This is a genomic window from Gordonia zhenghanii (assembly GCF_021738965.1).
Lineage (GTDB): Bacteria > Actinomycetota > Actinomycetes > Mycobacteriales > Mycobacteriaceae > Gordonia > Gordonia zhenghanii.
Genome location: NZ_JAKKOQ010000013.1, coordinates 144,134 through 170,256 on the forward strand (window position 1 = coordinate 144,134; position 26,123 = coordinate 170,256).

General features: G+C 66.5%; 24 protein-coding genes and 1 pseudogene. 12 read left to right on the forward strand and 13 right to left on the reverse strand.

The window, feature by feature from the left end:
• Positions 1 to 65: 65 nt before the first annotated feature.
• Positions 66 to 611, forward strand: coding sequence for a hypothetical protein (locus tag L5G32_RS14555; RefSeq protein ID WP_237011782.1), 546 nt, complete (start codon positions 66 to 68; stop codon positions 609 to 611).
• A gap of 31 nt (positions 612 to 642) precedes the next feature.
• Here L5G32_RS14555 and L5G32_RS14560 read toward each other — a convergent pair whose 3' ends face one another.
• Positions 643 to 1,623 (reverse strand): TauD/TfdA dioxygenase family protein, encoded by a 981-nt coding sequence (locus L5G32_RS14560; protein WP_237011783.1) that lies wholly within the window; start codon positions 1,621 to 1,623, stop codon positions 643 to 645.
• 226 nt (positions 1,624 to 1,849) lie between these two features.
• Positions 1,850 to 4,201, reverse strand: coding sequence for an arylsulfatase (locus L5G32_RS14565; RefSeq protein WP_237011784.1), 2,352 nt, complete (start codon positions 4,199 to 4,201; stop codon positions 1,850 to 1,852).
• 149 nt (positions 4,202 to 4,350) lie between these two features.
• Here L5G32_RS14565 and L5G32_RS14570 point away from each other — a divergent pair, with 149 nt between their 5' ends.
• The 4 genes from L5G32_RS14570 to L5G32_RS14585 are packed head-to-tail and all read left to right on the forward strand — an operon-like array spanning position 4,351 to position 9,463.
• The gene (locus L5G32_RS14570) at positions 4,351 to 5,955 is read left to right on the forward strand and encodes an ABC transporter substrate-binding protein (RefSeq protein WP_237011785.1); all 1,605 of its coding nucleotides are present in this window, start codon (positions 4,351 to 4,353) and stop codon (positions 5,953 to 5,955) included.
• 3 nt (positions 5,956 to 5,958) lie between these two features.
• Positions 5,959 to 6,918 (forward strand): ABC transporter permease, encoded by a 960-nt coding sequence (locus L5G32_RS14575; RefSeq protein WP_237011786.1) that lies wholly within the window; start codon positions 5,959 to 5,961, stop codon positions 6,916 to 6,918.
• Positions 6,915 to 7,829: an ABC transporter permease gene (locus tag L5G32_RS14580; protein WP_237011787.1), complete on the forward strand. Its 915-nt coding sequence runs from the start codon at positions 6,915 to 6,917 to the stop codon at positions 7,827 to 7,829. The genes L5G32_RS14575 and L5G32_RS14580 overlap by 4 nt, the downstream gene beginning before the upstream one ends.
• Positions 7,826 to 9,463, forward strand: a complete 1,638-nt coding sequence (locus tag L5G32_RS14585) for a dipeptide ABC transporter ATP-binding protein (RefSeq protein ID WP_237011788.1) — start codon at positions 7,826 to 7,828, stop codon at positions 9,461 to 9,463. Before L5G32_RS14580 ends, L5G32_RS14585 begins: the two co-directional genes overlap by 4 nt.
• Before the next feature lie 17 nt (positions 9,464 to 9,480).
• On the opposite strand, the gene L5G32_RS14590 is transcribed toward L5G32_RS14585, so the two are convergent.
• From L5G32_RS14590 to L5G32_RS14600, 3 genes are read right to left on the reverse strand one after another with little or no spacing between them, the layout of a single operon-like run.
• Positions 9,481 to 9,936 (reverse strand): peroxiredoxin, encoded by a 456-nt coding sequence (locus tag L5G32_RS14590; RefSeq protein ID WP_237011789.1) that lies wholly within the window; start codon positions 9,934 to 9,936, stop codon positions 9,481 to 9,483.
• Positions 9,937 to 9,949: 13 nt separating this feature from the next.
• Positions 9,950 to 10,588 (reverse strand): response regulator, encoded by a 639-nt coding sequence (locus L5G32_RS14595; RefSeq protein WP_237011852.1) that lies wholly within the window; start codon positions 10,586 to 10,588, stop codon positions 9,950 to 9,952.
• Between the two features lie 44 nt (positions 10,589 to 10,632).
• Positions 10,633 to 11,796: a sensor histidine kinase gene (locus L5G32_RS14600; RefSeq protein ID WP_237011790.1), complete on the reverse strand. Its 1,164-nt coding sequence runs from the start codon at positions 11,794 to 11,796 to the stop codon at positions 10,633 to 10,635.
• Between the two features lie 133 nt (positions 11,797 to 11,929).
• Here L5G32_RS14600 and L5G32_RS14605 point away from each other — a divergent pair, with 133 nt between their 5' ends.
• Together L5G32_RS14605 and L5G32_RS14610 are read left to right on the forward strand one after the other, a co-directional pair.
• Positions 11,930 to 12,835 (forward strand): ABC transporter ATP-binding protein, encoded by a 906-nt coding sequence (locus L5G32_RS14605; protein WP_237011791.1) that lies wholly within the window; start codon positions 11,930 to 11,932, stop codon positions 12,833 to 12,835.
• A complete protein-coding gene (locus L5G32_RS14610) occupies positions 12,835 to 13,626 on the forward strand; it encodes an ABC transporter permease (protein WP_237011792.1) in 792 nt (263 codons plus the stop codon). The genes L5G32_RS14605 and L5G32_RS14610 overlap by 1 nt, the downstream gene beginning before the upstream one ends.
• Positions 13,627 to 13,730: 104 nt before the next feature.
• On the opposite strand, the gene L5G32_RS14615 is transcribed toward L5G32_RS14610, so the two are convergent.
• From L5G32_RS14615 to L5G32_RS14625, 3 genes are all read right to left on the reverse strand, one after another.
• The gene (locus tag L5G32_RS14615; RefSeq protein WP_237011793.1) at positions 13,731 to 15,215 is read right to left on the reverse strand and encodes a flavin-containing monooxygenase; all 1,485 of its coding nucleotides are present in this window, start codon (positions 15,213 to 15,215) and stop codon (positions 13,731 to 13,733) included.
• A gap of 75 nt (positions 15,216 to 15,290) precedes the next feature.
• Positions 15,291 to 16,313, reverse strand: a complete 1,023-nt coding sequence (locus L5G32_RS14620; protein WP_237011794.1) for an AraC family transcriptional regulator — start codon at positions 16,311 to 16,313, stop codon at positions 15,291 to 15,293.
• Positions 16,314 to 16,317: 4 nt separating this feature from the next.
• Positions 16,318 to 17,742: an amino acid permease gene (locus tag L5G32_RS14625; protein WP_237011795.1), complete on the reverse strand. Its 1,425-nt coding sequence runs from the start codon at positions 17,740 to 17,742 to the stop codon at positions 16,318 to 16,320.
• 136 nt (positions 17,743 to 17,878) lie between these two features.
• Here L5G32_RS14625 and L5G32_RS14630 point away from each other — a divergent pair, with 136 nt between their 5' ends.
• On the forward strand, positions 17,879 to 18,673 hold the full coding sequence (locus L5G32_RS14630; RefSeq protein ID WP_237011798.1) for a hypothetical protein: 795 nt from the start codon (positions 17,879 to 17,881) through the stop codon (positions 18,671 to 18,673).
• On the opposite strand, the pseudogene L5G32_RS19465 reads toward L5G32_RS14630, so the two are convergent.
• Positions 18,642 to 18,821, reverse strand: a pseudogene (locus tag L5G32_RS19465) (peptide synthetase); the annotation flags it as partial. The gene L5G32_RS14630 and the pseudogene L5G32_RS19465 sit on opposite strands and share 32 nt — an antisense overlap.
• A 111-nt stretch (positions 18,822 to 18,932) precedes the next feature.
• On the opposite strand from L5G32_RS19465, the gene L5G32_RS14635 reads away from it, so the two are divergent.
• Genes L5G32_RS14635 through L5G32_RS14645 form a run of 3 tightly spaced genes read left to right on the forward strand, consistent with a single transcriptional unit; the run spans position 18,933 to position 21,962 of the window.
• Complete coding sequence (locus L5G32_RS14635; protein WP_237011799.1) at positions 18,933 to 20,507, forward strand: DUF222 domain-containing protein; 1,575 nt, start codon at positions 18,933 to 18,935, stop codon at positions 20,505 to 20,507.
• Positions 20,508 to 20,532: 25 nt separating this feature from the next.
• Positions 20,533 to 21,162 (forward strand): DUF2461 domain-containing protein, encoded by a 630-nt coding sequence (locus L5G32_RS14640; RefSeq protein ID WP_237011800.1) that lies wholly within the window; start codon positions 20,533 to 20,535, stop codon positions 21,160 to 21,162.
• Positions 21,159 to 21,962 carry an RCC1 domain-containing protein gene (locus L5G32_RS14645; protein WP_237011801.1) on the forward strand — a complete coding sequence of 268 codons (804 nt, stop codon included), beginning with the start codon at positions 21,159 to 21,161 and terminating at the stop codon, positions 21,960 to 21,962. Before L5G32_RS14640 ends, L5G32_RS14645 begins: the two co-directional genes overlap by 4 nt.
• A gap of 47 nt (positions 21,963 to 22,009) precedes the next feature.
• Here L5G32_RS14645 and L5G32_RS14650 read toward each other — a convergent pair whose 3' ends face one another.
• Positions 22,010 to 23,323, reverse strand: coding sequence for a cytochrome P450 (locus L5G32_RS14650; protein ID WP_237011802.1), 1,314 nt, complete (start codon positions 23,321 to 23,323; stop codon positions 22,010 to 22,012).
• A gap of 102 nt (positions 23,324 to 23,425) precedes the next feature.
• On the opposite strand from L5G32_RS14650, the gene L5G32_RS14655 reads away from it, so the two are divergent.
• The gene (locus tag L5G32_RS14655; RefSeq protein ID WP_237011803.1) at positions 23,426 to 24,040 is read left to right on the forward strand and encodes a TetR/AcrR family transcriptional regulator; all 615 of its coding nucleotides are present in this window, start codon (positions 23,426 to 23,428) and stop codon (positions 24,038 to 24,040) included.
• Between the two features lie 18 nt (positions 24,041 to 24,058).
• Here the strand turns inward: L5G32_RS14655 and L5G32_RS14660 are convergent, their stop codons facing one another.
• The 3 genes from L5G32_RS14660 to L5G32_RS14670 form a co-directional block, all read right to left on the reverse strand.
• Positions 24,059 to 24,484, reverse strand: coding sequence for a hypothetical protein (locus L5G32_RS14660; RefSeq protein ID WP_237011804.1), 426 nt, complete (start codon positions 24,482 to 24,484; stop codon positions 24,059 to 24,061).
• A 127-nt stretch (positions 24,485 to 24,611) separates the two neighbouring features.
• Positions 24,612 to 25,451 carry an SDR family NAD(P)-dependent oxidoreductase gene (locus tag L5G32_RS14665; RefSeq protein ID WP_237011805.1) on the reverse strand — a complete coding sequence of 280 codons (840 nt, stop codon included), beginning with the start codon at positions 25,449 to 25,451 and terminating at the stop codon, positions 24,612 to 24,614.
• Between the two features lie 50 nt (positions 25,452 to 25,501).
• Positions 25,502 to 26,053 (reverse strand): nuclear transport factor 2 family protein, encoded by a 552-nt coding sequence (locus L5G32_RS14670; protein ID WP_237011853.1) that lies wholly within the window; start codon positions 26,051 to 26,053, stop codon positions 25,502 to 25,504.
• Between the last annotated feature and the right edge of the window lie 70 nt (positions 26,054 to 26,123).

Genomic DNA, 26,123 nt, shown 5'->3' on the forward strand with positions numbered 1-26,123 from the left:
AGGCGGACCCGTCACCGACCCGAGGGCGGACGCGCACACCGGACGTTCCGGTGAACGCTGAAGGCATGAGCGAACTCCCCGACCCCGTACTTCTGACGATCGCAGCCTGCGAGATCGGTTTCTGGGTGTTCGTGGTCGGCGGACTCGCCCTGCGGTACGTCGCGCGAATGCCGCGCCCGTCGATGATCGTTTTCGCGTGCGTCCCGCTCATCGACGTCGTGCTGCTCGTCGCGGTCGGGCTGGATCTGGCACAGGGCGGCGACGTCGAGTTCGCACACCGACTGGCCCCGATCTATCTCGGCTGCACGATCATGTTCTCCCGTCGATTGATCGCGTGGGCCGACGTTCGGTTCGCACACCGCTTCGCCGACGGACCGGCGCCGCGCAAGCTCGCGGCGTCCGGCCCCGAACGTCGTCGCTACGAGTGGGCCGACTTCGGACGCTGGCTCGGCGCCGTCGGCATCGCCGTGGCGATCACCGGACTGCTCGGTGTCACCGTCGCCGACCCCGAACAACGCGAGGCGCTGGTCAGCGGATTCGGCGTACTCGGAACGATCACCGTCATCTGGCTGCTCACCGGACCGATCTGGTACTCGTTCGGCCGAGACTGACCGCCACAGCGAACTCGACAGGCAGGCCGATTCAGTCGGCGAACGGCGCCAACCGCTTCGGCTGCTCGACTACCGAGTAGTGCGAGGCGTCGCCGGTGATGATCTCCCCGGTGCGGCCTTCGGCGTTGACGGGGACGTCGCCCGCCAGCGTGATGCGGTGCAACTTGCGGCTCTGCGACCCGAAGTCGGCGACTCCGTAGTGCTGGGTGGCTCGGTTGTCCCAGATCGCCACGTCTCCCAGGCTCCAGTTCCACCGGAAAGTGTTGTCCAGTTTGATGATTCGGTTCTGAAGAAGCTGGTAGACGGCGCTGAACTCGGCGGGCTTGAGGCCGACGAACTCCTTGACGAAGTGGCCGAGGAGCAGGGTCTTCTCACCGGTCTCCGGGTGGACGCGGACCACGGGGTGAATGGTCTGGTACTCCTTGCTCGTGAACTCTTCGTAGTGGACCACGCGGTGCTCGACGTCGGTGTCGTCGATGTCGACGTCGTTGGTCACGTAGTCGTAGAAGTTGGTGTGCTTGGCCCACAGCCCGTCGACGAACGCCTTCAGACTGTCGGGCAGTTGGTTGTACGCTGCGGTCGTCGACGCCCAGGTAGTGGCTCCACCCCAGGTCGGCAGGTTCACAGCTCGCAGAATCGACGCCTTCGGGATGCGGTCGACGAACGACACGTCGGTGTGCCAGCTGTTCGCGGCGCCCTCGATGGTCAGCAGCTGATCACCCCGTGAGGTGACGGTGGGGTGCGGAAGAGTCGGGTCGCCGAGCAACTGAGCGAACGCGTACTGGCTCTCGTCGTCAAGGTGGTTCTGGCCGGTGAAGACGATCGCCTTGTTCACAGCGAGCGCCAGCCGGATGGCTTCGATCTTCTCGGCCGGCACCTCGCCGCCGAGCGTGACTCCCCCGATACGCGCACCGATGTGTTCGCCGAGTTTGTCAACAGTGATTCCGGCGTCGGCGTAGACGGCCTGGATCTCGAGATCTCGGTCGGTGGAATTGGAGACGGTTACGGTCATTGTGAACGCCTTTCATAGTGCCGAGGTTGCGGGTTATCGGACTCTTTTGAACCGATCGGGAATGGAGATGTAGCGGAAACACGAAAGCGAGTAGAGGAACTGATACTCGCTGTTCGAGATCCAGGTGATAAAGACCGGTGATTCACCGATTCGGTGTATTCAGTGAAGCACGCACCGATATGAACCGACAGGGATAGATTCATGGTGAGTGGAAAGTGATGAGCGGTCAGTCGGCCACATCCTCTGCCCGCTGGTCGATGGACTTCCGCACCTCAGCGGGAACTTTCACCTCGCCGGGACGGTACGTGACGGCGACCAGGCTCGACGGTGCGCGGAACACCCCTCGTCTCCCGCGCAGATCCGGGTCGACCGGCCCCCGTGCGTCGAGCCCGACCGAGATGCCGGTCCACGGAGCCATACCGACGAGTTGTACCGCGCGCGGAAGTTCCGCGACCACCGTCTCCTCCCCGCCCTTCTCGTCCCCGTCCCTGGTGGTCACCACGAAGTTCCACCGCACGTCCGCGGTGGCCTCGGCCCGGACGACAACGGTCCTCGTGCCCGGCGGCAAGGTCCCGGACACGCGGCTGATCCGGCCGTACGAGTTGAAGACGAACGTCAGCCTTCCGTCCTCGACGGCGAGCAGATATCCACCCTGCAGATCACCGTGTGCGACGAGGACGCCCTCGTCCTCGCGCGACCAGCCGTCGAGCTCGACGATCACCTCGAAGTCGCGGTAGGCGATGAGTCTGCTCGATCGGTAGCGTTCGAGCGTCGGTGCGCCGGCCAGGATCCGGACCGGTGACTCGAAGCGCTCCCGTTCGGCAGGCCGTCTGCGTTGGGCGTCGCCCGGCACGTCGAACAGCGGAAAGACGGTGTTGTGCCAGGCGGCCTCGTCCCACGCCGCCGCGAGTTCGGCGACGACGTCGGGATGTTCGGCTGCGACGTCGTGCGTCTCTGCCGGATCGGTCCGCATGTCGTAGAGCTCCCATACCGGCCGATCGACATGCGTCGGATCGCCGTCGTGCAGCGACAGGAGCTTCCACCCGTCGCGGTAGAAGCCGCGATGGCCGCCGAACTCGGCGTACTGCTCGGTGTGCGGCGATGCTGCGCTGCTGTCGCGGAACACGTCGACGACGCTGACACCGTCACGGTCGGCGGCGGGCAGACCGTGACGAGTGGGAGGCGTCTGGATCCCCGCCAGGTCCAGGAGCGTCGGTGCGAGGTCGGTGACATACGAGAACTGTCTGCGCACACCGTTGTCGTCGGCGGCGCGAGCGAGCCCGCCCGGCCACGAGAGCAGGAACGGGACGCGGACACCGCCGGCGAACGTCTGCCCTTTGTAGAAGCGGAACGGCGTGTTCGACGCCTGACCCCACCCGCGCGGATAGTGGACGCCCAGATCCGCCGAACCGATCAGCGACTCGTCGTGCGGGACGTCGCGTTCCCAGTCCGGCGGCACCGGGCCGTGCACGAACTGGCTGAAGTACGACCGGGTTCCGGCCGGTCCGCCCTCCGCAGTTCCGCCGTTGTCGGAGGTGAAGACGACGATGGTGTCGTCCAGTTCGCCGAGGTCGTCGAGAAGGTCGAGGAGCCGTCCGACGCTCTGGTCGACGCTGTCGACCAGAGCGGCGTAGACCTCCTGGTACCGCTGGTAGCGCTCCTGTTCCTCAGCCGACAGGGTCTCCCAGAGCGGAGCGTCGTAACCGGGTTCGGTGTTGCGTTCCGCGATCGGAGTTCCGGGATCGAACAGGCCGGCCGCTACCTGCTCGGCGAACCTGTGTCGCCGGACCTCGTCCCACCCGGCGGAGTATCGGCCACGGTGTCGGGCGAGGTCTTCCGCCTTCACCTGGTGCGGCCCGTGCATCGCGATGTGCGCGAAGTACAGGAAGAACGGCTTGTCGGCGTCATGCGCGCGCAACGCCTTGACCTGTGCGACCGCGCGGTCGGTCAGGTCGTCGGTCACGTAATACCCCTCGGGATACTCGTCGACGTCGACCACCGAGTTGTCGGCGATCAGTTGGTTCGGATGGAAGAAGGAGTTGAGGCCCTCCAACGAACCGTAGTAGCTGTCGAATCCGCGCTGTAACGGCCACGACCGGCGGGACCGTCCGGGGCTCATGTCGGCGTCGCGCACCAGGTGCCACTTGCCCACTGCGAACGTCGCGTAACCGGACTCGCGCAGAATCTCCGGGAGGGTCAGGACGTCGTCGGCCAGCTCCAGTCGAAGGCCGGGGAAACCGGGATCGGAGTTGGCGACGCTGCCGTAGCCGGCACGATGCGGGTTGACCCCGGTCAGCAGCGCTGCGCGGGCGGGCGAACAGACCGGCGTCGTGTGATAGTTGCTCAGCCGGTACCCGGTGTCCGCGATCCGATCGATGTTCGGCGTGGGAATCTCCGATCCGAACGGCGCGATGTCGGAAAATCCCATGTCGTCGATCAGAACCACGACGATGTTCGGCGACGCGCGAGTCGCCGATTCTTCTTCGGGCCACCACGGCGTCGACTGCGAACTGATACGTCCAATTCTTCCGTCGAAGCCCTCATAGCCGCGGGCATATTCTGGAATATCGTTACTCATGGCCCGAGAATGCGCCGCATGTGAGTGCCGGGGCAAAGGTTTTATTCGCCGTGAATGGAAGTGATTACAAATTCAGCTGCATACCGGATCATTCGATGCCAGTCGTTCAATACCGACCGATCTAATCCGAGAAAGCAGCCCCCTGGATCATGTCCCGACATTCATCGATTCGCCCTCCGCGAATACGCGCGCTGTGCGTACTGGCCCTGACACTGGTGACCGTCGTCGGGCTGACCGCGTGCCGCAGCGCCGTCGACGCCCAGCAGAGTCCGGCGACCCGGACCGGCCCCGTCCAGCGCGGCGGCGAACTCCGCGCCGGGGTCCTCGGCGACCTGACGCCCAGCACGCTGTTGCAGATCGGCGCAGGCGGCGCGAACGGCCACGTCGTGGCCAACGTGTTCGACACGCTCGTCAGCTATCCACCGGACTCGTCGAAGCCGCGCCCCTCGCTGGCGACGTCGTGGACGTCGGCTCCGGACGGACGCTCACTCACCCTGACTCTGCGCGAAGGCGTCACCTTCCACAACGGCAGAGAGTTCACCTCCCAGGATGTGAAGCAGTCGATCCTCGCGTATCTCGGCGGACCGTGGACCCCCCAGTTCAAGCGGACCGCAGCCGCGATCACCGGGTACGACGTGTCCGATCCCTACCGTGTGACGTTGCAGTTCGCACACCCCTTGAGCAACATCTTCGACCTGCTCGACTCCGCCCCCATCCTCGACGGCGACACCCTCGACGAACTCAAGGCCGGAAAGACCTTCAACGGGACGGGCCCGTTCCGGCTCGCGTCGTGGACGCCCAACTCGAGGATCCGTCTGGTCCGCAACGACGACTACTGGGGCGGGGCGCCGCCGCTCGACGCGGTGACTCTCGTCGAGTCCACGGACCCCAAGTCGCTGTACACACGGCTGCGGACCGGGCAGCTCGACCTCGCCGGCGACTTGACGTCCCAAGACCAGCAGCTGGCGACCGAGCGGTACGGCTTCACCGACATCGAACTGACCGGAGCCGAGTCGCAGGTGTACGTCGGCGTCAACGTCGCCAATCCGGCGCTCGCCGATCCGCGAGTCCGTAAGGCGATCGCCTTCGCCGTCGACCGCGACCGCATCATCGGCGACGTCTTCCGCGGCTCCGGATATCCGGTGAACCTGCCGTGGCCGAAGACCTCGCCTGCCTATGACCCCGGTGCCAACCAGACCTACTCGCGGAACGTCCAGAAGGCGAAGGACCTGCTGCGCGGTGTGGGGCCGATCGGGCCGATCGACCTCGACTACACGACGACCGGATCGTCCTTCCGCATCGTCGCCGAGATCGTGCAGTCCAATCTGCGCGACATCGGGATCACGGTGAACCTGGTTCCCAATGAGAAGACCGTGCAATCCAAGAAACTGATCGGGTCGCAGTTTCCCGGACTGTGGGTTCTGCAGCACGCGTTCGCCCAGTTCACACCGTCGACCCTCGCGGTCAGCGCGTACCCGTTCAACGCCGCGAAGAACTCGTCGAACTACGTGAGCCGCGAATACTCGTCCGCGGCCGAAGCCGCCTGGACGGCGACCGATCCGACGTCGCCCGAAGCAGTGTCTGCGTACCGACGCCTCGACAAGGCGTGGCTCGACGACCTGTTCATCATCGAACTCGGAGTCATCCTGACGCGGATCGCCGCGGCCCCGAACGTCCGCGACGTCGCCTGGGATCACCGCGTCCAACTCCATTTCGCGGACACCAGCCTCACCGACCCGGATCGGAGCTCGTAGACAATGACCGGTTACCTGCTACGACGGATCCCGACGGCCTTGATCGTCCTCGTCGCCGCATCCCTACTCATCTTCGCAGTGCTTCGCCTCATCCCGGGCGGCCCGGAGTCGGCGCTCGCCGGCCCCGACGCCACTCCGGCCGATCTGGAGGTCATCCGCCACGACCTCGGGCTGGATCGAGGGTTCTTCGTCCAGTACTTCTCGTGGCTCGCCGGTGTGCTCACTCTCGACCTCGGCACGAGCTACCAGATCGGCGGCGACATCGGCGATCTGGTGTCGTCCGGCCTGACGAACACCCTCGTGCTGACCGTGACCGCCGGAGTCTTCGCGATCGTGTTGGCGTTCGGTCTGTCGCTCGCCGCGACGATCCGACCGAACCGAGTGGTGAACGCGCTCCTCACCGGCGTCAACGCGGTGGCGATCGCCCTCCCGACGTTCGTCGTCGGCACCGTGCTGATCGCGGTGTTCGGCGTCGGCGCCGGAGTCCTTCCAGCAGGCGGGACTCCGCCAGACGGACTGAGCGACGACCTGTGGATCACCGCCCAGTATCTGCTCCTTCCAGCGCTGACCCTGGGGCTCCCGGCCGGTGCGATGCTCTCGCGGTTCCTCACCGAAGCCCTGCAGTCCGAGCTCGCGCAGCCGTACGCGGTCACCGCACTGGCCACCGGAGCGTCGCGCCGTGACGTCGTCCTCAAGCACGCTCTGCGCAACGCGCTCCCGTCGACCATCACCGCCTTCGGCCTGATCGTGGGGGCATTACTCGGCGGAGCCGTTCTCGTCGAAGCGATCTTCGGCTGGCCGGGACTCGGAATGTTGACCGAGGAAGGGATCTCCTCGCGTGACTACCCGCTCGTCCAGATCCTCATCCTCTTGTCAGTGGCGGTGTTCGTTCTGATCCAACTCGCCGCCGACGTCGTCCACGCCTGGCTCGACCCCCGTATCCGATTGGCAGGTTCCCGATGACCACCACAGACGTCTCCCCTGACGAGACCCGCGTAGCCGGACTCGATCCGGGGCTGGTCCCCGAGTCGCCGGCCGACCGCGACGAGTTCCGAGTCCGCGCACCCCTGTACCGCGGCCTGTTCCGCGGGACCGGACTCGTCGGCACAATCCTCGTGCTCGCAGTGGTCGCCGCCGGGCTGTTCGGTCCGCTGTTCGTCTCATACGGCGCCGAGCAGCAGATCGACGGCGCCTACCTGCTCTCCCCCAACGCCGACCACTGGTTCGGCACCGACGACGTCAACCGCGACGTCCTGAGCCGCGTGCTCGTCGGTATCCGGGTCGATCTTCTCGTGATTTCGATCGCGGTACCGGTCGGCGCCGCGATCGGTACCCTCGTCGGCCTCGTCGCGGTGTCCGTCCGCGGACTCGACGCGATCGCACAGCGGGTGTTCGACGTGATCCTGGCCTTCCCCGCCCTTATTCTCGGCATCGCGCTCACTGCGATCCTCGGGCCCGGAATTGTGACGGTCGGCATCATCATCGCGATCGCCGAGATCCCCGTCTTCGGAAGACTCGTCCGCACCTCGGTCCTTCGGATCCGGGAACAACCGTACGTCGAGGCCGCTCTGGTCAGCGGCGCAAGCACGCCGCGCATCCTGTTCAAGCACGTCCTACCCAACTCGGTGGAAGCGCTCGGCGTTCAGTTCGCGCTGTCGCTGTCGCTCGGCGTGTTCATCGAAGGCGCCCTCAGCTACCTGGGCATCGGTGTCGTCCCGCCGACCCCCTCGCTCGGTGGCGTCCTCGCCGCGGGCAACGGCTACTTGGAGACCAATCCGTGGTTTTCGATCGGACCGTTGATCGTCATCTCGGCCCTCGTCCTCGGCTTCTATCTGATCGCACAGTCGATCTCGAACGATCGGAGAAATCTGTGACACTCGCACTCGAGGTGTCCGACCTGCGCGTCGGCTTCGACTACCCGCGCCCCGCCGTCGCAAGTATCAGTCTGTCCGTCGACCGCGGCGAGATCGTCGCTCTCGTCGGCGAATCCGGCTCGGGTAAGACGATGACCGCGCGTGCCGCCATCGGCCTGCTCCCCTCGGGCGCCACCGCTGCCGGCTCGGTGAGAGTCGACGGAGTCGAAGTCCTCGGGCTCTCGGAACGCGACCTCGCCGATATCCGCGGCGACCGCGTCGCCATGGTGTTCCAGGAGCCGCAGACCGCGCTCAATCCGGTGCAGACCGTCGGTTGGCAGTTGCGGCAGGCGCTGACCCGGCATCGCCGTCTCTCACGGGCCGAGGCTCGACGCCGCGCCGTCGAGCTGTTGACGCTCGTCGAGATCCCCGATCCGGCGACCCGGGTCTCCTACTACCCGCACCAGCTGTCGGGCGGACAGAAGCAGCGGGTCGTGATCGCACTCGCCGTCGCGAATGATCCCGCGTTACTCCTGGCGGACGAGCCGACCACCGCCCTCGACGTCACCGTGCAACGGGAGATCCTCGAACTACTGGTCCGCCTGCGCGACAAGACCGGGGCCGGAATCCTACTCATCACCCACAATCTGGGGGTGGTCGCCGAGATCGCCGACCGCGTCGTGGTCGTACAGCTCGGCGAGGTCATCGAGACCGGTGACGTCCACCAGGTGTTCGCCGCGCCGGCACAGCCGTACACGCGGCAACTTCTGGCCGCAGTCCCTCGCCTGGACGCCCCCGGGATCGAGGCTGCGGACGCCCGAACCGCGGAGACCGGAGACCACGCGACCCCCGTGGTGCTCGTCGACTCGATCACAGTGACGCATCCTGGTCGGTTCGGTGCGGGCTCGCACACTGCTCTGTCGGAGGTGACACTCCAGGTAGCTCCGGGCGAAGTCCTGGGCGTCGTCGGCGAGTCCGGGTCGGGGAAGACCACCCTCGGGCGTGCCATCGGCGGCATCCTCCCGACCGCGGGCGGACGAATCCTCGTGGACGGGCACGATATCGCCGCGTTGTCCGGCAAGGAACTCTCGGCAGTACGACGACGGATCGCGTTCGTGCCCCAGGATCCGTCCGCGTCACTGAACCCGAGGTTCACCGTCGCCGAATCGATCCGCGAACCGTTGGAGATCCAAGGACTGGGCAGCCGGGAGTGGCGGGCCCGACGCGTCACCGAACTGCTGTCGGCCGTCCACTTGCCGACGGCGTTCGCGTCACGGCTTCCGCACGAGCTCTCCGGCGGTCAACGGCAGCGCGTCGCGCTGGCCCGCGCACTGTCGGCGAACCCAGAACTCCTGATCGCCGACGAGCCGACGAGCGCGCTCGACGTGTCCGTGCAGGCCCGTGTACTGGAACTGTTCGCCGACTTGCAGTCAGAATTGGGCTTCGCCGCCCTGTTCATCAGCCACGATCTCGCCGTGATCCGCCAGGTGTCCGACCGTGTAGCCGTACTCCGTGCGGGACGTGTCGTCGAGACCGGAGCCGCCGACGCCCTGTTCGCCGCACCGCACACCGACTACACGCGTGCCCTCGTCGACGCCGTCCCCGTGCCCGACCCCGACCGTCACCGCACGGGCAGACTTGTCGTCGCGGTGTGATCCGATGACGGTCCGACTCAGGCGCCGAGCGCCGTCAACGCGCGATCGGCGTGAACATCCATGCTGACTTCGGACGCGATCACGTCGGCGATCACACCGTCGGCACCGATCGCGAACGTGGTGCGCTTAGTCGGCATGAACGACGACAGGAGTCCGCTTCGTCGTACGCCGTAGGCCTCGGCAGTGGACCCGTCGACATCAGCGAGGAGCGGATAGTCGAGCGCATGCTTCTCCGTCCAGTCCGACTGCTTGGACACCTCGTCGCGGCTGATTCCGACACGCTGCACGCCTGCGTCGGTGAACTCGCGGGCGAGATCGCGGAAGTGGCAGGCTTCCTTGGTGCATCCCGGGGTGAATGCCGCCGGATAGAAGAACAGTGCGACGGGGCCGTCGGCGAGGAGTTCGGAGAGTCTGCGCGTCTGCCCGGTCTGGTCGGGCAGTGCGAGGTCGGGTGCGCGGTCGCCAGGTCTCATGCGTCCACAGTAGTCAGACGAGGCCCGCATCGTGCACTGCGATCGCGACCTGGACCCGGTTGGACGCACCGAGCTTCACGAAGATGTGCGAGATGTGGGCCTTCACGGTCGCGACGCTCATGTAGAGCTCGGCGGCGATCTCGGCGTTCGACGCGCCTCGCGCCACACAGGTCGCGACGTCGCGCTCGCGATCGGTGAGCTCGGCGATCGCGCGTTCGGCAGACTTCGACCGGTCGTCGCCGCTCGAGTCGACGACCTGTTTGATCAGCGCGGCCGTCACCGACGGACTCAGAGCAGGCTGTCCGCTCAACACGTTCTTGATCGCGGCCACGATATCGGCGGGCGGAGTGTCTTTCAGCAGGAAGCCGTCGGCTCCGACGGCCAGGGCACGCACGACGTAGTCGTCGGCGTCGAACGTCGTCAGCACGATCACAGACGGCGAACTCTCCTGACCTTTGAACGCGGCGGTCGCCGCGATTCCGTCCATCACCGGCATACGCAAGTCCATCAGGACGAGGTCAACGGGGTCGGCCGCATACTGCCCGAGCGCGTCGGCGCCGTGCACTGCCTCGGCGACGACGTTCAGGTCGCGATCGCCGCCGAGCAGCAGGCGCAGACCGGAACGGACGAGCGGATCATCGTCGACCAGCATTATCCGCCTCGGTGCGCTCGAAGCGCCCGGACCGTCCACGGTGTTCACGACTGCCACGGTAACCACACGGTGAGAACGAAGGTGTCTCCGCCCGTGGTCCGGTGCTCTTGGCGGCCACCCGCGAGTTCGACGCGCTCAGCGAGTCCGACGAGCCCGAAGCCGGACTCCGGCGGCGACTGTTCGGCGGCGAGCGACAGCGGGTTCTCCACCCGGATGTCGATACCTCGGCCGGGCGAACCGACCACCGACAGTCGCACGCGACTGGCTGGCGCGTGTTTGCGGGCGTTGGTCAACGCCTCTTGAACGCAGCGGTACACGGTCCTACCCAGCACCGTCGGCAACGTGTCGACGTCGACGTCGACGTGCACGTCGATACGCATCCCCGTTCGACGGTTCTCCTCGATCAACTCATCGAGATCGGCGACGGTGGCCTGCGGCAGTTCGGGATCGGCGTCGCCCGGCCCGTCGCGCAGCACACCGAGCACTTCGCGCAGTTCGGTCAACGCCTGACGCGACGAATTCTGGATGGTCTGCGCCGTCTCCTTGACCTCACCGGGCGACAGATCATCCCGGAACGCGAGGGCTCCCGCATGCATGCTGACCGCCGAGATCCGATGCGCGAGAACGTCATGCATCTCTCGGGCGATACGTGCACGCTCCGCACTCTGCGCTTCGCGGACGCGGGCCGCCTGCTCGGCCTCGGTCAGCAGGGCGCGAGCCCGCCAACTGGCCAGCAGTTCGCGCCGCGATCCGAGGTACATGCCCCACGCGATGATGAACCCCGCGATCACGACGAACAACGCCCAGTCGAGGGTCGTCAGCGGAGCCTCGTCCGGCGCTTGCGTCACGTACTCACTGGCCAGCATGGTGACGATCGTCAACAGCGCCTGCGGGACGATCTCCTTCCACCGACGGCGCGTCGACAACGACACGAGCGCGAGGACTGCCGGACCGCTCGCGGTCGTCGAGACGACAGTCATCAGAGCCGTGGCAGTGGCGACGAGTACCGGATGCGTCCGCCGGTAACGCATCGCGACAACCAACGCGACGAGACCGAGAAACAGGTCGAGGCAGAACCACCACCGGTGATCAGTCCACTGATAACCGATCCGCGGAGCCCAGCCGACGCCCGAGATCACGAGGACGCCGATCACCCGCCACGTATGCCCCCACCAGTTCAAGGTCGGTTGATAGTCCACAGGGCGCACGCACTACACGCTAGTCGTGACGGCCGTCCGCCGACTTCAGCCGGAGGTCGCCGTACGTCTCATACTTTCGGATGATGCGAGATTGTCCTCGCGTCGGATGACACGGTCCTCCACGGCGAACAGAATGGAATCCATGATCGAAGTCAAGAACCTCACGAAGCGTTACGGCGAGTTCGTCGCCGTCGACGACGTCTCGTTCACCTGCAAGCCGGGGCGTGTGACCGGGTTCCTGGGTCCGAACGGCGCCGGAAAGTCCACCACCATGCGGATCATCGCCGGGCTGACCCCCGCGGGAGCAGGTTCGGCGACCGTCAACGGCGTCGCCTACCGCGACATCCCGAATCCGGCGACCCACGTCGGCGTCCTGCTCGACGCGTCGGCCCAGCACGCCGGCCGGACCGGAGCCGAGATCCTCCGGTTGTCGGCCATCACGTTGGGGGTGCCGAGCTCGCGTGTCGACGACGCGCTGAAGATGGTCAGTCTGACCCCCGAGGAAGCCGGACGGCGGGTGCGGAACTATTCGCTCGGCATGCGTCAACGCCTCGGCATCGCCAACGCCCTGCTCGGCGACCCCAGTGTGCTGATGCTCGACGAGCCCGCGAACGGACTCGACCCGGCGGGCATCCACTGGATGCGCACGCTTCTGCGCGGGTACGCCGACCGCGGCGGCGCGGTACTCCTCTCGTCGCACCTGCTGCATGAGATCGAGATCATCGCCGACGACCTCGTGGTGATCGGCAACGGCCGGATCGTGGCCGAAGGCACCAAGGAAGAACTGCTCGCGGGCACGGGCGCCATGGTCCGCGGCTCGGACGACGCGCATCTCGGGCAGGCCCTGCACGCGGCCGGAGTCGTCGCCCACCCGGTGGACCGCGGCGGTTTCCGCGTCGAGGCGACTCCCGACGTCGTCGGTCGTATCGCCCTCGACGCCCGTGTCCACCTCGTGGAACTGCGCGGCGGCGACGGCGCCCGATTGGAGGAGATGTTCCTCCAGCTCACCCAGCAGAACCAGCGTGAACAGCCACAGGGAGTCCAGTGATGACCGCGACCGCACAGCCCGTACCCGCCGTCTTCGACGGCCCCGACATCCCGATGAGCCGACTGATCAAGGTCGAGCTCCGCAAGCTCGTCGACACGCGCGCCAGCTTCTGGTTGGCCGTGTCGATTGCGGCGATCTCGGCCATCATCGGCCTCGTCGTCCTGATCGTCGGGCCCGGCGATCCTGGTCCTTCGGCCGCCGACGCGAACATCACGTTCCAGAACCTGTTCGGCCTGATGACCGCACCGATGGGCTTCTTGCTGCCCGTCATGGCGATCCTCCTCGTGACCAGTGAATGGAGCCAGCGCAACGCGCTCACCACGTTCACGATGGAGCCACGGCGTGAGCGGGTCATCATCGCGAAGCTCATCGTCTCGATCATCGCCTCGGTCGTCGCCGTCGTCATCGCGCTGGCACTCGGCGCGCTGTGCAACCTCATCGGCGGACTGATCTACACCGATGCAGGCACCTGGTCGATCACCGGCAGCGGCCTGCTGTCCGGACTGCTCAACATCCTGGTCGGCGTCCTCGTCGGCTTCGCCTTCGCGGCGCTACTCCTGAACACGCCCGCGGCGATCGTCGCCTACTTCGTGATCCCGACCGTGTTAGAGATCGTCGGAGCGGTGGTCCCGTGGATCAACGACCACCTCATCGAGTGGATCCGCATTCCGATGCTCAGCGACTCGCCGAACGGATCGGACTGGGCGCACTTCCTCGTCGGCTGCCTCATCTGGTTCGCCGTCCCGATGTTCTTCGGTGTCAACCGAATCATGCGTTCAGAAGTCAAGTGATCTAAGGGGTCGGGTGATCTGGAGGGGCCACCCGACCTGGCAGAACTGAACGCGTCAACGCGGTCGGTGTGTCCGAAGTTCTCCCGGACGCACCGACCGCGTTCTCATGCGTGCGTCGATGGCGTCGCTGTGTACACGCCCGGATCGAATGCGCGTGTGGCGGAACGGTATTTGAACGTGAATCCGGGCCAGTTCTGAGTGTTCTTCCCGGACTCGGTCGTGTACCAGCCATCGCAGCCCGTCGCCCAGACCGTCGAGCCGAGCTGCTTCTGAATGTCCTCGTTGTACGCGTCGTCGACGTCCTTGCGAATCGTCAGCCACGCTGCGTCGCGCCTGGCCAGGTCGGTCACTGCGTCGACGACGTACGAGAACTGCGACTCGAGCATGTAGACGATCGAGTTGTGCGAGAGATTCGTGTTGGGGCCGTACAACATGAAGAAGTTGGGGAACTCGGGCACGCTCATCCCGAGGTACGCCTGCGCGCCGTCGCGCCACACCTCGTTCAAGTCCACACCGCCGAGCCCGGTCACCGTCATCGGCGCCAAGAACTCCGTTGCGGCGAAACCGGTTCCGAGGACGACGGCGTCCACGTCGTGGAGCGTGCCGTCGACGGTCACGATGCCTTCGGGCACGATGCGTTCGATCCCGTCGGTGACGACGTCGACATGGTCACGGACCAGTGCCACGTAGTAGTCGTTCGACATGAGGACCCGTTTGCAGCCCATCGGCTCCGTCGGTGTCACCTTGCGGCGGAGTTCCGGATCGGCGATCTGCTTCTTGAGGCTCCGCAGATAGCGCTTCTCGAAGGCCTTGATCAGGATCTTGCCGACCATGGAGCCATTGAATGCGAATCCTCGCGGCTCCAACCACGCGTACGTCGCCGCTCGCGACGCTTTGAGGAGTGTCGGGAACCGCCGGAACGCCGCGATCACGCTGCTCCGGTACGGGTAGTCGGGCTTGGCGATGACGTGCGGGGCATGCCGCTGGAACAGTTCGACGTCGGCGGCGCGATCGGCGATGTGGGGCACGAATTGGATCGCCGACGCGCCGGTCCCGATCACGGCGACCTTCTTGCCCTCGAACTCGTAGTCGTGATCCCACGTCGCCGAATGGAACATGGCTCCCGCGAAGGTGTCGAGTCCGTCGATCCGGGGGTAGGCGGGACGACTCAACTGGCCGGTGGCCGCGATCAGGACCGCCGCACGATGCGACTGCCCGTCCGGCAGCGCGAGCACCCACTCGCCTGCCGACTCGTCGAACGTCGCACCGAGCACCTGCGTCCCGAACCGGATGTGCTCGCGGAGGCGGAAGCGATCGGCACAGTCCCTGAGGTAGCCGAGGATCTCCGCCTGGCCTGCGAAGCGGCGCGTCCAATCGGGTTTGAGCGCGAACGAGAACGAGTACAGGTGCGACGGGACGTCGCACTCGGCGCCCGGGTACTCGTTGTCACGCCACACTCCGCCGACATCGTCCGCCTTCTCGAAGATGACGAAATCGTGGTGGCCTGCGGCCTTGAGTTGTGCGGCCATCCCGATGCCGCCGAATCCGGTGCCGATGATGGCGATCGACGGGCCAGTGCGTGCAGTCATGCTCTGAAGGCTATCGCCGGGCACGCTTCAGCGGCAGGTGTGCGACGGCGCAAGAGTTACTCGTTTCGGCAAGGCTCATCGGCCAGTACGGCGACGCACGAATTCGGCGGGCCCGCAGCCATGCCACCGCCGGAAAGCCTGCGAGAAGCTCGAGACCTCGACGTAGCCGAGCCGCTGGGCGGTCTCCGTGACGGTGAGCCGCCCGCTCACCAACATCTCCTCGGCCAGCCGGGAACGCATCTCCTGCAGCAGGCCGCGGTAGGACGCACCTTCCGCCGCAAGCCGATGCCGGAGAGTCCTCGTGCTCATCGACAGGGCTGCGGCCGCCCCGTCCGCGGTCGGCGGATCCGCCGGATCCGCCGTCAACAGGTCCTGGACTCGCGCGGCCAGACCTGATCGCGCCGCACGCCTGGAGAGGAGTTCACGACATTGCGCCTGCGCGAACGCTGCGGATTGCGCATCGGCGCGCGGGAGGGGGTCGTCCATCGCGTCGCGCGGCAGAAACAGCAGGGTCTCGTCGCAACCGAACTCCGGCAGCGCACCGAACAGGTCGATGTACGGTTCGACGTCGTCGGGTTCGTCGAACGCGAAGTGCGCGACGAATGGCCGCGCCGGGTCGCCGAGGAGGTCGCGCCCGATGGTCCGCACGGCCGCCAGGTCACGTTCGACGACGAATCGCCGCAACGGCTCGGGAACGTCGGGCGCAGTGAACACCAACTCGAACCGGTCCCCCAGGTCGCGCGGCTCGATGGTGGAGAACGCGTACGTCAGGTCGAAGTAACGCAGGCCGACATCGACAGCGCTGCGCAGCGTCGGACTGCTGATCAACGCGAACCCGAACACGCCGTAGGTGGTCAGCTGGTAACGGGCGCCCGCTCGGACCCCGAGTCCGGTGTGATCGCCGAGCGCGTCGACGATGTTGCCGATCACCACCAGTTCCTGCCGGAGCTGCACCTCGGAGTCGGGCGTGGCGACGGCGTCGACGTCCAGGCCGGTGCCTGCGAGTGTCTGCTCGTCGGTCAGCCCGGCGTCGCGGGCGAGCCCCACCATGACGAGGACGCCCGCGGACGACCGCGGAATGCTCCAATCCAACACCACTGGGTCACCTCGTGAGAGCAGACGTCCCCGACCGCCTGACCTGCGTGCGCCTGCCGCCGGTCCACACGAAGTAGCAGATCGTGACGATGACGAACCAGATCGCGCCGACGACGAGGGCGATGCGCCCGTCCTCGTTGAAGAACAGCAGGACGACGACCATTCCGAGGAACGCGAGGGTGATGACAGAACTGACCATTCCGCCCGGAACCCGATAGCCGGAGTCGGGAAGCGTCCCGGCCCGGACCTTGAACCGATAGCACATCTGACAGAGCACGATGGTCGCCCACACGACGACGATTCCGACGGTCGACACCGACGTGATGTAAGTGAACGCGTGCTCCGGGTCGATCACGTTGACGACCACGCCGATCACCATGACGACGGCGCTGAGCACGATGCCCGCGATCGGCACCTGGCGGCCGGACAGCTTCGCGAGGGCACTCGGCGCGTCTCCCCGATGCGAGAGGGACCGCACCATGCGGCCGGTCGAGTAGATGCCCGAGTTGCACGACGACAACGCCGCGGTGAGCAGGATGAAGTTGACGATGCCCGCCGCTCCGGGGATGCCGATGTATTGGAAGACGGCGACGAACGGGCTGGTGCCTTCGTGGAAGTCCTTCCAACTCCGGACCGAGAGGATCACCAACAGCGAGCCGACGTAGAAGATGCCGATACGGAACGGCACCGAGTTGATGGCCCGCCGCAACGTGACGCGCGGATTCTGGGCTTCTCCCGCGGTGACGCCGACGAGTTCGACACCCACATAGGCGAACATGACGATCTGCAGACTGAGCAGCGCGTTGGTGAAGCCGGTCGCGAAGAAGCCGCCCTCGTTCCACAGATTCGTCACGGACGGTCCGACGTCCGGACCGAGGCCCGAGATCGGCAGCAGCACACCGATTCCGATGATGATCATGCCGAGGATGGCGGTCACCTTGATCGCTGAGAACCAGAACTCGGTGCGTCCGAACAGTCCGACGGAGATCAGGTTCGCGCAGAACAACACGATGAGGGCGGCGAGTGCCGTCACCCAGACCGGGATGGACGGCCACCAGTAGTTGACGTACTTGCCTGCGACGGTGATCTCGGCCATGCACGTGGTGACCCACACCGCCCAGTACGTCCACCCCTGGGTGAATCCCATGTAACGGCCGAGGAACTCGTCCGCGTACTCGCTGATGCCGCCGGAGATCGGCCGGTAGAGCAGGAGGTCGCCGAGGGAACGCATGACGATGAAGATCGCCAGGCCCGCGACGGCGTACGCGAGGATCAGCGCCGGGCCGGCCTTCTCGATCGCCCCGCCCGCTCCGTAGAACAGACCGGTGCCGATAGCGCCGCCGATGGCGATCATCTGCACCGTACGAGACGTGAGCCCCCTCTGATACCCCTCGTCGACGTCCGTGTCGACACTCTGCGGTGTAGTCGTCACCGGCAGTCCTTCCCCTGTGGATACGTTGTTCAGCGGGAGTGAATCTACTCTCGCTGGATGTACCGCGTGTTACCTGGTTCACGTTCAAACCGTTGGGCACCAGGCATTTCCGACACATCGCCGCTAGACTCCCGGGATGGGCGATCTAGCGGAGGCCGACGATACGCACACCCTCGTGTACGCGTCGGTGGCGTCGTGGGAGTACGGATGTTGCGGTGAGCTGCCGGTGCCCGGCGCCAGGTTCAGCGGAACGTTGTGCGCAGCCCCGGCCAGGCCGGCGGACAGATTCGTCGTCACCCAGCCGTTCACGTGGATCGCCGACCTCGAACTGATTCGGTTCGACACCTGGTCTGCGCACTGGGACCGCACTCACGGTGATCCGACGACACAGCCGATCACCGTCAGACTCTCCTGGCACGACGACTCGGGCGGCGTGCATCCGACGGCGACCGGAACGGTGCTCGAGACCTACGAGGTCAGGGACGAGACACCGATCGCGTACCGGTCCGTCGAGGTCCTCGAACGCCATCACTACGACATCGATCCCGGCCTCCTCGGCCTCGTCGTCGGCCTCCGGCCCGACTCGTGCACCGAGCCCACGGCTGCCGCGATCGCCGACCGCGCCGCACAGATCGAGCGGTGGTCCCGTGGAATCGGTGTCACCGGCCCCGCCGACGCCTTCGGCGACACGGCTCCGGCACGTGACGACCGGGTGCGGATCGATCTCGACGACCCCCGGTTGCGCGTCGACGGGAGTCGGGCCGCCGACCTCGCGGGCGTCGTCAGCGGTATCGTCACACAGGCGAAGCGAGGGGTACCCGATCCCAGCGGTTTCGTCGCCATGGTTTCGGTCCCCGCGGGAACGGCGACATCGTCGATCGACGCCGACCTATACGTCAGCGTGCTCGTCGACCAGCGACACTTCTCGTGACATCGCCGCGCGCCGACACCTGAAGTCGTTCGACGAGTGCGTCGAGCCATCCTCCGACGTTACGGCGACCGTCCGTCGTGTCCGGGTAGCGGCACCGCAGGTGCAGTCCCGAGTCGTCGGGGATGAACCACAGCATGACACCGTCGGTTCGATCACTCCCATCCGAACATGTCGAATGCACGTTCCTATCCATTGTTATTCTCATCACTATTAGGTAAACTGGACTTATCAGCCGAGTAGGACCGAAGGGAGGCTCGAAATGATCACTACCGACCAGCTCTCGCTTCCTTCGTCCCCGCTCGAACTCGCTCGCCTCGCCGACTCGGTCGCTGCCGCACTGGCCGACGCCAACCTCAGTCCGCTCACCGACTCCGAGGTCGTCGAGACTGTGACGACGCTTGAGCGCGCGCATCGCCGTGGTGACGGCGTCGACGCCAAGCTGTACGTCGAAGTCTCCGACCGCAAAGCGTTCGTCGAAGCTGGCTGCAACAATCAGAACCAGTTCTACGACGGAGTCCTTCGGCTCGGCGCCGCGGCAGGAAAACGACGCCGTCTCACGGCTGCCGCCGTCGGCACGTTCCGGAACTTCCAAGGCGAGACGCTCCTGCCCTCCCTGCCGACCACTGCTGACGCCGTCGCCGAGGGTGCGATCGGCGTCGACCACGTGCTCGTCGTCGCCGACACGATGAAGAAGATCCCCGCCAGCGTCCCGGCAGATCTCGTAGCCGACGCTGAAGCGCAGCTCGCCGAGGTCGCTGCCTCGTTGACTCCGCGGGATCTCGCGATCGCGGGTAACGCACTGCTCGAGCGTTTGGATCCCGACGGCGCGTTGACGGACGAGCACGACCGGCGACGTCAGCGCAGCGTGACCCTCGGTGCACAGGACCGGCGCCTCATGTCGAAGTTGGGCGGCACTCTCACACCGCAGGCCCGCGCGAAGTTCGACGCACTCCTGATCGGATGGGCGGCGCCCGGAATGAACAACCCCGACGACCCCGAATCTCCTCACGGTCCGGTCAACGCCGAGGGACTCGACCCCGAAGCCGTCGCCGCGGCAGCCGATCGTGACTTCCGCTCCACCGAGCAGCGGAACCACGATGCGCTCGACGCACTTCTCACCGCTCAGATCAGGGACGGCGCCCTCGGACGGCCGACCAGTTTGCCCGCCCACCTCGTGGTCACGGCCGAACTGAAAGACCTCGAAGCCCATACCGGAATCGCGCTTACCTCCACCGGCACGCGGCTGCCGGTCGCAGATCTCGTCGATCTCGTCGCCGACGCGACGCCGTGGCTCGAAGTGTTCGCGGACGCCACCTCCCAGATCCTGTACCTCGGACGCGGTAAGCGTTTGGCGACACTCCCCCAGCGGCTCGCACTCTTCGGCCGCGACCGCGGTTGCACCGCACCGGCCTGCAGCGTCCCCTTCGTGCGCACCCAGGCCCACCACATGCCCGACTGGCAGTACGGCGGACCGACCGACGTAGACCACCTCGGCGCCGCGTGCGGCGGACACAACCGCAGCGTCCGCAACCAGCGCGGCGGCTGGGAGACCGTGGTCATCGCCCACGGCCCGCACCGCGGTCGCGTCGGCTGGCGCCGCACAGGATCCGGAGATCCATGGCAAGTCAATCACTCCGCACATCCGGAGAAACTGCTCCGGCAAGAGCCCGGCCCTACCGCACCGCCGCGGCGAGAACCTCCCCGTCCGTCGGAAGTCCGGGCGGCCCGCTCCCACGGATCGAGCATCGAGCGCTGGCTCGCGTGCCGAATGCCCGCCCCGCATGACGCCGTTCCCTCCGGCGTCCAGATCGTGGTGCACACGCCGAACCGCTGAGTGCCTCTGCCGATATCCTCGACGCATGAGCTTCACCGGTTTCCCCGAAGCAGCCCTCGACTTCTACGACGACCTCGAGATCGACAACAGCAGAGTCTTCTGGGAAGCGAACCGCGACGTCTACCGCGATGCCGTCGCCGCACCGATGACCGCCCTCGTCGCCGACCTCGAAGACGAGTTCGGCGAAGCGAAAGTCTTCCGTCCGTACCGTGACGTGCGTTTCTCGAAAGACAAGACGCCGTACAAGACGCATCAGGGAGCGTTCGTCGCGGTCGCACCGGCAACCGGGTACTACGTCCAGATCGGTGCTCCCGGAGTTCGCGTCGGGGCGGGTTTCTATCACGCCGAACCCGAACGCCTGGCCTTCCTGCGGCGCGCCATCGACGACGACCTGCACGGCGCCGAGCTGGAGAAGCTCGTCGAGAGCCTGCGGCGACGCGGATGGGAGATCGGCGGCGACAGACTCAAGACCGCGCCCCGCGGCTGGGCGAAGGACCATCCGCGTATCGACCTGCTCCGCCATCGCTCACTGATCGTCGACCGCGATTACGGATTCGACGAGATCATTCATTCATCCGCGCTCGTCGACGAGATCCGCAAGCACTGGCGGCAGACGAGGCCACTGCTCGACTGGTGCGTCCGGCACGGCGGATGACTCCGCTCACCGCTCTCGCTGCCGGCCGCCGACACTGGGTCGGCCTACGCGCCGACGGCACCGTGACGGCGACCGGCGACGGTCGTGCAGGCGAGTGCGCGGTCGACGATTGGACGGACATCGTCGCGATCGCCGCGGGCGACGTGCACACAGCACGCAACACCGGCCGCTCGCACACCGTCGGGCTCCGCTCCGATGGCACAGTCGTGGCGACCGGGTGGAACGACGACGGCCAGTGCGACGTCGACGCCTGGACCGACATCGTCGCGATCGCAGCGGGTTGGCGGTGGACGCTCGGCGTGTGCGGGGACGGCACGCTGGTAGCCACCGGACGGAACCGTGAACGACAGTGCGAGGTCGGCGCGTGGCGTGACGTGGTCGCCGTCGCATGCGGCGACTGGCACTCCGTCGGCCTCCGCTCCGACCAGACCGCGCTCGCCACCGGGAACGACTCCAGGCGGCAGTGCGCCGTCGAGGGGTGGCGCGACGTCGTCGCCGTGTCCGCCGGATCCGTGCACACCGTCGGCCTGCGCAGCGACGGCACCGTCGTGGCGACCGGACATGGCGAAGCCTGTGATGTGTCGGCGTGGTCGAACGTCGTCGACGTCACCGCGGGCAGCCACCACACCGTCGCGTTGCTCGACGATCGGACCGTCGTCGCCGCCGGAGCCGACGATCATCGCCAGTGCGACCTTCGGGAATGGCGCGACGTCGAGGCGGTCGCCGCCGGATCGACGTTCACTGCCGGGCTGCTGCGGGACGGCTCGGTGGTCGTCCAAGGGGCGTTGCTTCAGCAGTGAGCGGGGGGCTCGACTCCGCTCGACCGACGGGATGGGCTCGACCAGCGTCAGCGGCGCTGAACGGCGATCCTGCCGCCGAAGCGCGGTGCGAACGCGACGCCGCGCGAGTGCAGGCCCTCTCCCTTAGCGGTCGTCTGCTCGATTCGGAACTCTCGGAGAACGGTCCGGACCACAACGTCCATCTCCATGGTCGCGAACGCTGCGCCGATGCACCGGCGGGTGCCGCCGCCGAACGGGAGCCAGGCGGCGGGTGGTGTGTTCCCGACGAACCGGCTCGGATCGAAGCGTTCGGGGTCATCGAACTGCTCGCTGTCGTCGTGCAGCAGCGATATCGACACCATCGCGTTGTGTCCCCGCGGGATGCGCCACGGACCGACCTCCAGATCGTCGGCGACTACGTGCCGTCCGGCGAAGTCGATCACGGGCCGCGACCGCTGTGTCTCGAGGATCACCGCGTGACGGTACTCGTCGCCGTCGCCCTGCGCTTCGGCGGAGAGTTCCTCGAGGATCGCCGGGTGACGTTGGATCCGCTCGAACAGCCACGCGAGAGTGGTCGCCGTGGTCTCGTGCCCCGCCGCGAGCAGGGTGAGGAGTTCGTCGGCTACCTCCTCGTCCGTCATCACGCTTCCGTCGTCGTAGCTGCTCTGCAGCATCAACGCGAGGATGTCGTCACGGTCGGCCAGGTTCGGATCTCGCCGCGCCTGGCCGATCACGCGAAGGATCGTCTCCTGATACTTCTCGCGGCGTCGGCGCATACGCGCGTTCGGATCAACGCCGCTGAGTACCCGGGGAAGTTCCGGCATCGTCGCCGAGCGCGATCCGGCTTCGACGAGACCGGGCAGTTGCGCACGCAGATCGTCGAAGTCGTCGCCGTCGGCCCCGAACACCGCACGGAGGATCACGTTGAGGGTAATCCGCATCATCGGCTTGAGCGACGCGAACCGTTTCCCTGTCGGCCACGACGCGATCTCTCGCCGAGTCTCGTCTTCGACTATCTGCTCGTACGTGCGAATCCGCTTGCCGTGCAACGGCGGCGTCAGCAGTTTCCGACGGCGGCGATGGTCGGTCCCCTCGATCGCGAAGATCGAGCCGGACCCGAGTACGCGCCCGAGGTTGGGTTGGACGTTGATGGTCTTGGCGCCCGAAGTGAACAGTTGCTTCGCCATCGCGGGATCGGCGATCACCACGAGCTTCCCGAAAACCGGGACCTCGAGTTCGAATGCGGAGCCGTACCGTGCCCGACACGCTCGGAGCACTCCTCGTCGAGCCGCGAGAAAGCCGATGCCCTGTACCCACGTCGGCAGCGGAACTTTCGGCGGCATCTGCGCGGTCGACGACTTCCCAGGCGCTTCCGTGGTCATCGGGTGCTCTCCGATCGGATGGTACGGATACGTACCCATCCGACGGTACGCTGTCGTACCACCCTCGACAAGAGCCTACCGACAAGGGCCTATCCTGAAGGTGTGACGAAACCGGACACCACCGCACCCGACACAGCGGGCGATTCGCAGGTCCGGTCGCGGCTGACCGCCGCGATGCGCGATTGCGTCGCCGACCTGGGGTACCGCGCGACAACGGTCGCCGATGTCGTGCGAGTCGCCCGGACGTCGCGCCGATCGTTCTACGAGCACTTCCCCGACAAGACCACGTGTTTCGTCGCTGTACTACGGGAAGCGAACCAGCAGATCATCGACGCGGTCGCCGCAGCGATCGATCCCGGTGCACCGTGGACCGTCCAAGTACGACAGGCCGTGACCACGTACGTCGAGACCAACGAGACCCACCCCGAGCTGACGCTGAGTTGGATTCGCGAACTGCCCGCTCTCGGCGAAGCCGGTCAGGGACTGAAAGTCGAGGGGATGGACGAGTGGATCGAACTGTTCGTCGCGATCACCTCGACACCGCAAGTGGCCGCGGACGGCATCACCCCCGTCTCTCGCCCCACCGGCATCATGATCTGGGGTGGGATCCGCGAGTTGACAGCGAACTCCGTCGAGACCCGAACTCCGTTGTCCGACATCATCGAACCCGCGACGCAGGCGTGTATCGCGTTACTCGCGAGCCGGAGAGACACCTAGCGACGGGCCTTCACTGCCCTACCGCACGTCGAACGTCGCAAGCCCCGGGGTCATCGGGGCGCGGGCGTCGAGAATGAGAGCCACCCGACCACGGCCGGTGTGCAGCACCGCCTCAGGCGGGTGACCGTGCAGGCCAGGCGACGTCTTCCCCGCCCCGGTGCGGCCGGTCGACAGGTTGATCCACCGGACGCCAGTGCTCAGGAGGCACCCCCAGTTGTCACGTTCGGTTCCGGTCACCGTGACCTCGCCTGGCCCGGACCACTCGACGCCGCAGTGGAACGCCGGAACGTCGAAGCTGCCGTTCGGGTTGCCGTAGAGCGCGGGGTTGATCTGGAAGGGTGTCACCGGCGCGGCTTGCGCGGAACCTGGTGCGGCAACGAAGCCAGCGCCTATCGCTGCTCCGGCGGCGATGATTCCTGCCGCGGCTCGTCGACTGACATTCATCGCAGAGACCTTCTTTCGAAGTCATGTCCCGACTCGAATCCACCGTACGTCGCGACGGTCGTCAGCGTGCGCTTTCACCCGATGGCCGGTCACGTCGACGAGGTCAGATCCTGCCACCGCCCGGAAGTCAGCCAGTGAGGATGTCGGCCAACTCCGCCACCGTGTACGGCGGCTGGTCGTCGTGCCCGCGATAGGCGACGAACTCGGGTTGGAACGGCGGATACCTGCCGATGAATCCGCCTGAGGCACTGAAGATCTCACCGGTGACGGCCGCAGCGAGATCGCCTGCCAGATACGCGTACAACGGTGCGACGTATTCGGGCGGCGCCGGATCGAGCGCGAGGTCGCGGGTGCCCGCGTCGAGCAGCCCGCGCTCGTGCAGATCGTTGATGTGCGCCCGATACTCCTCGCCCGTGGACAGCCGCGTCCGACCGCCGGGGCAGACGACGTTCACCCGGATTCCGTGCGGGCGCAGGTCTGCTGCCAGCGCCAACGCGAGCGAGTTCACGCCGCCTTTCCCCGCCGGGTAGCCGGTGCCGCCGAATATCCCGGCGGACGCCGCCGAGCCGGTGAGCACTACGGAGCCCGCCCCCTGCTCGACCAGTAGCGGCGCCGCCGCCCTGACCAGTTCGAACGAACTGACGAGGTGGGCGTCGAGCTGAGCGAAGAACTCGCGAGTGGTCATCGTCAGAATGGACGAGCCCGCTGGCTCCGCTGCGCCCGCACAGTTGATCACGATGTCCACCGTGCCGTAGGCGAGCACGGCGGCATCGATCATCTCCTGAGCGACCGCGTCGTCTGCGACGTCCCCCGGCACCGCGACGGCGCTACCTCCCGCAGCGATGAGTTCGTCGGCAGCAGCGCGCGCGACGTCAGCGTCTCGCCCATTGACGACGACCGAGACCCCCTCGGCCACCAACGCTTTCGCAACGGCGAACCCGATCCCCCGGCTCGAGCCCGCCACCACGGCGGCGCGCCTGCCGCTCCGACTCGCAGCTGTCGGACCTATGGAGGAACTCACCACATCGGGACGGGCGTCTGCCCCAACGGATACCAGCCGGGAAGGAGGCCCTCGGCGTTCAAGACTCGGTCGATCCGCCCCTTGAGCCCCGGCGTGATGACACCGTCGGTCAGCATCTCGGTGAACAGCGCGGTGACGTTGCCGTAATCGAAGAAGTCGCGCTGCCATCCCCACTTGAAGTCGCCTGCATACTTGAACCAGCTCCCCTGCACTCCGTTGAGCGCGTAGTGCGAGCCGTCGGGACGGGTGGCCTCGTTGACCTGCTTCCACAGCCCGATCATGTCGCCGGTCTGCTCGTCGATCACCCAGGTCTGGTACGGGTACGTCCAGCCGTCGAGCCCGTCCATCTCCAGCCCGATCGCGATGTCGCGGATCTCGTCGCGTCCGACAGCCATGAAGTCGTACTCGGGACCGTAGTTCCAGCCGTAGGTCGCGTCCTCTGTGTAGAAGTCGGCGAGTGGGCGCCAGTCGCCGGCCTTCTCCACGTCGATGTTGGCCTGCAGCCAGCGTTCTTTCATCTCGTCGAGTTCTGCGCGGTCGAATGCCATGTCGGGGACCAACTTCCTGTGAGTACTGGACATCGGCACCGACGCTACATTAGGTTCATACGCAAGTCCA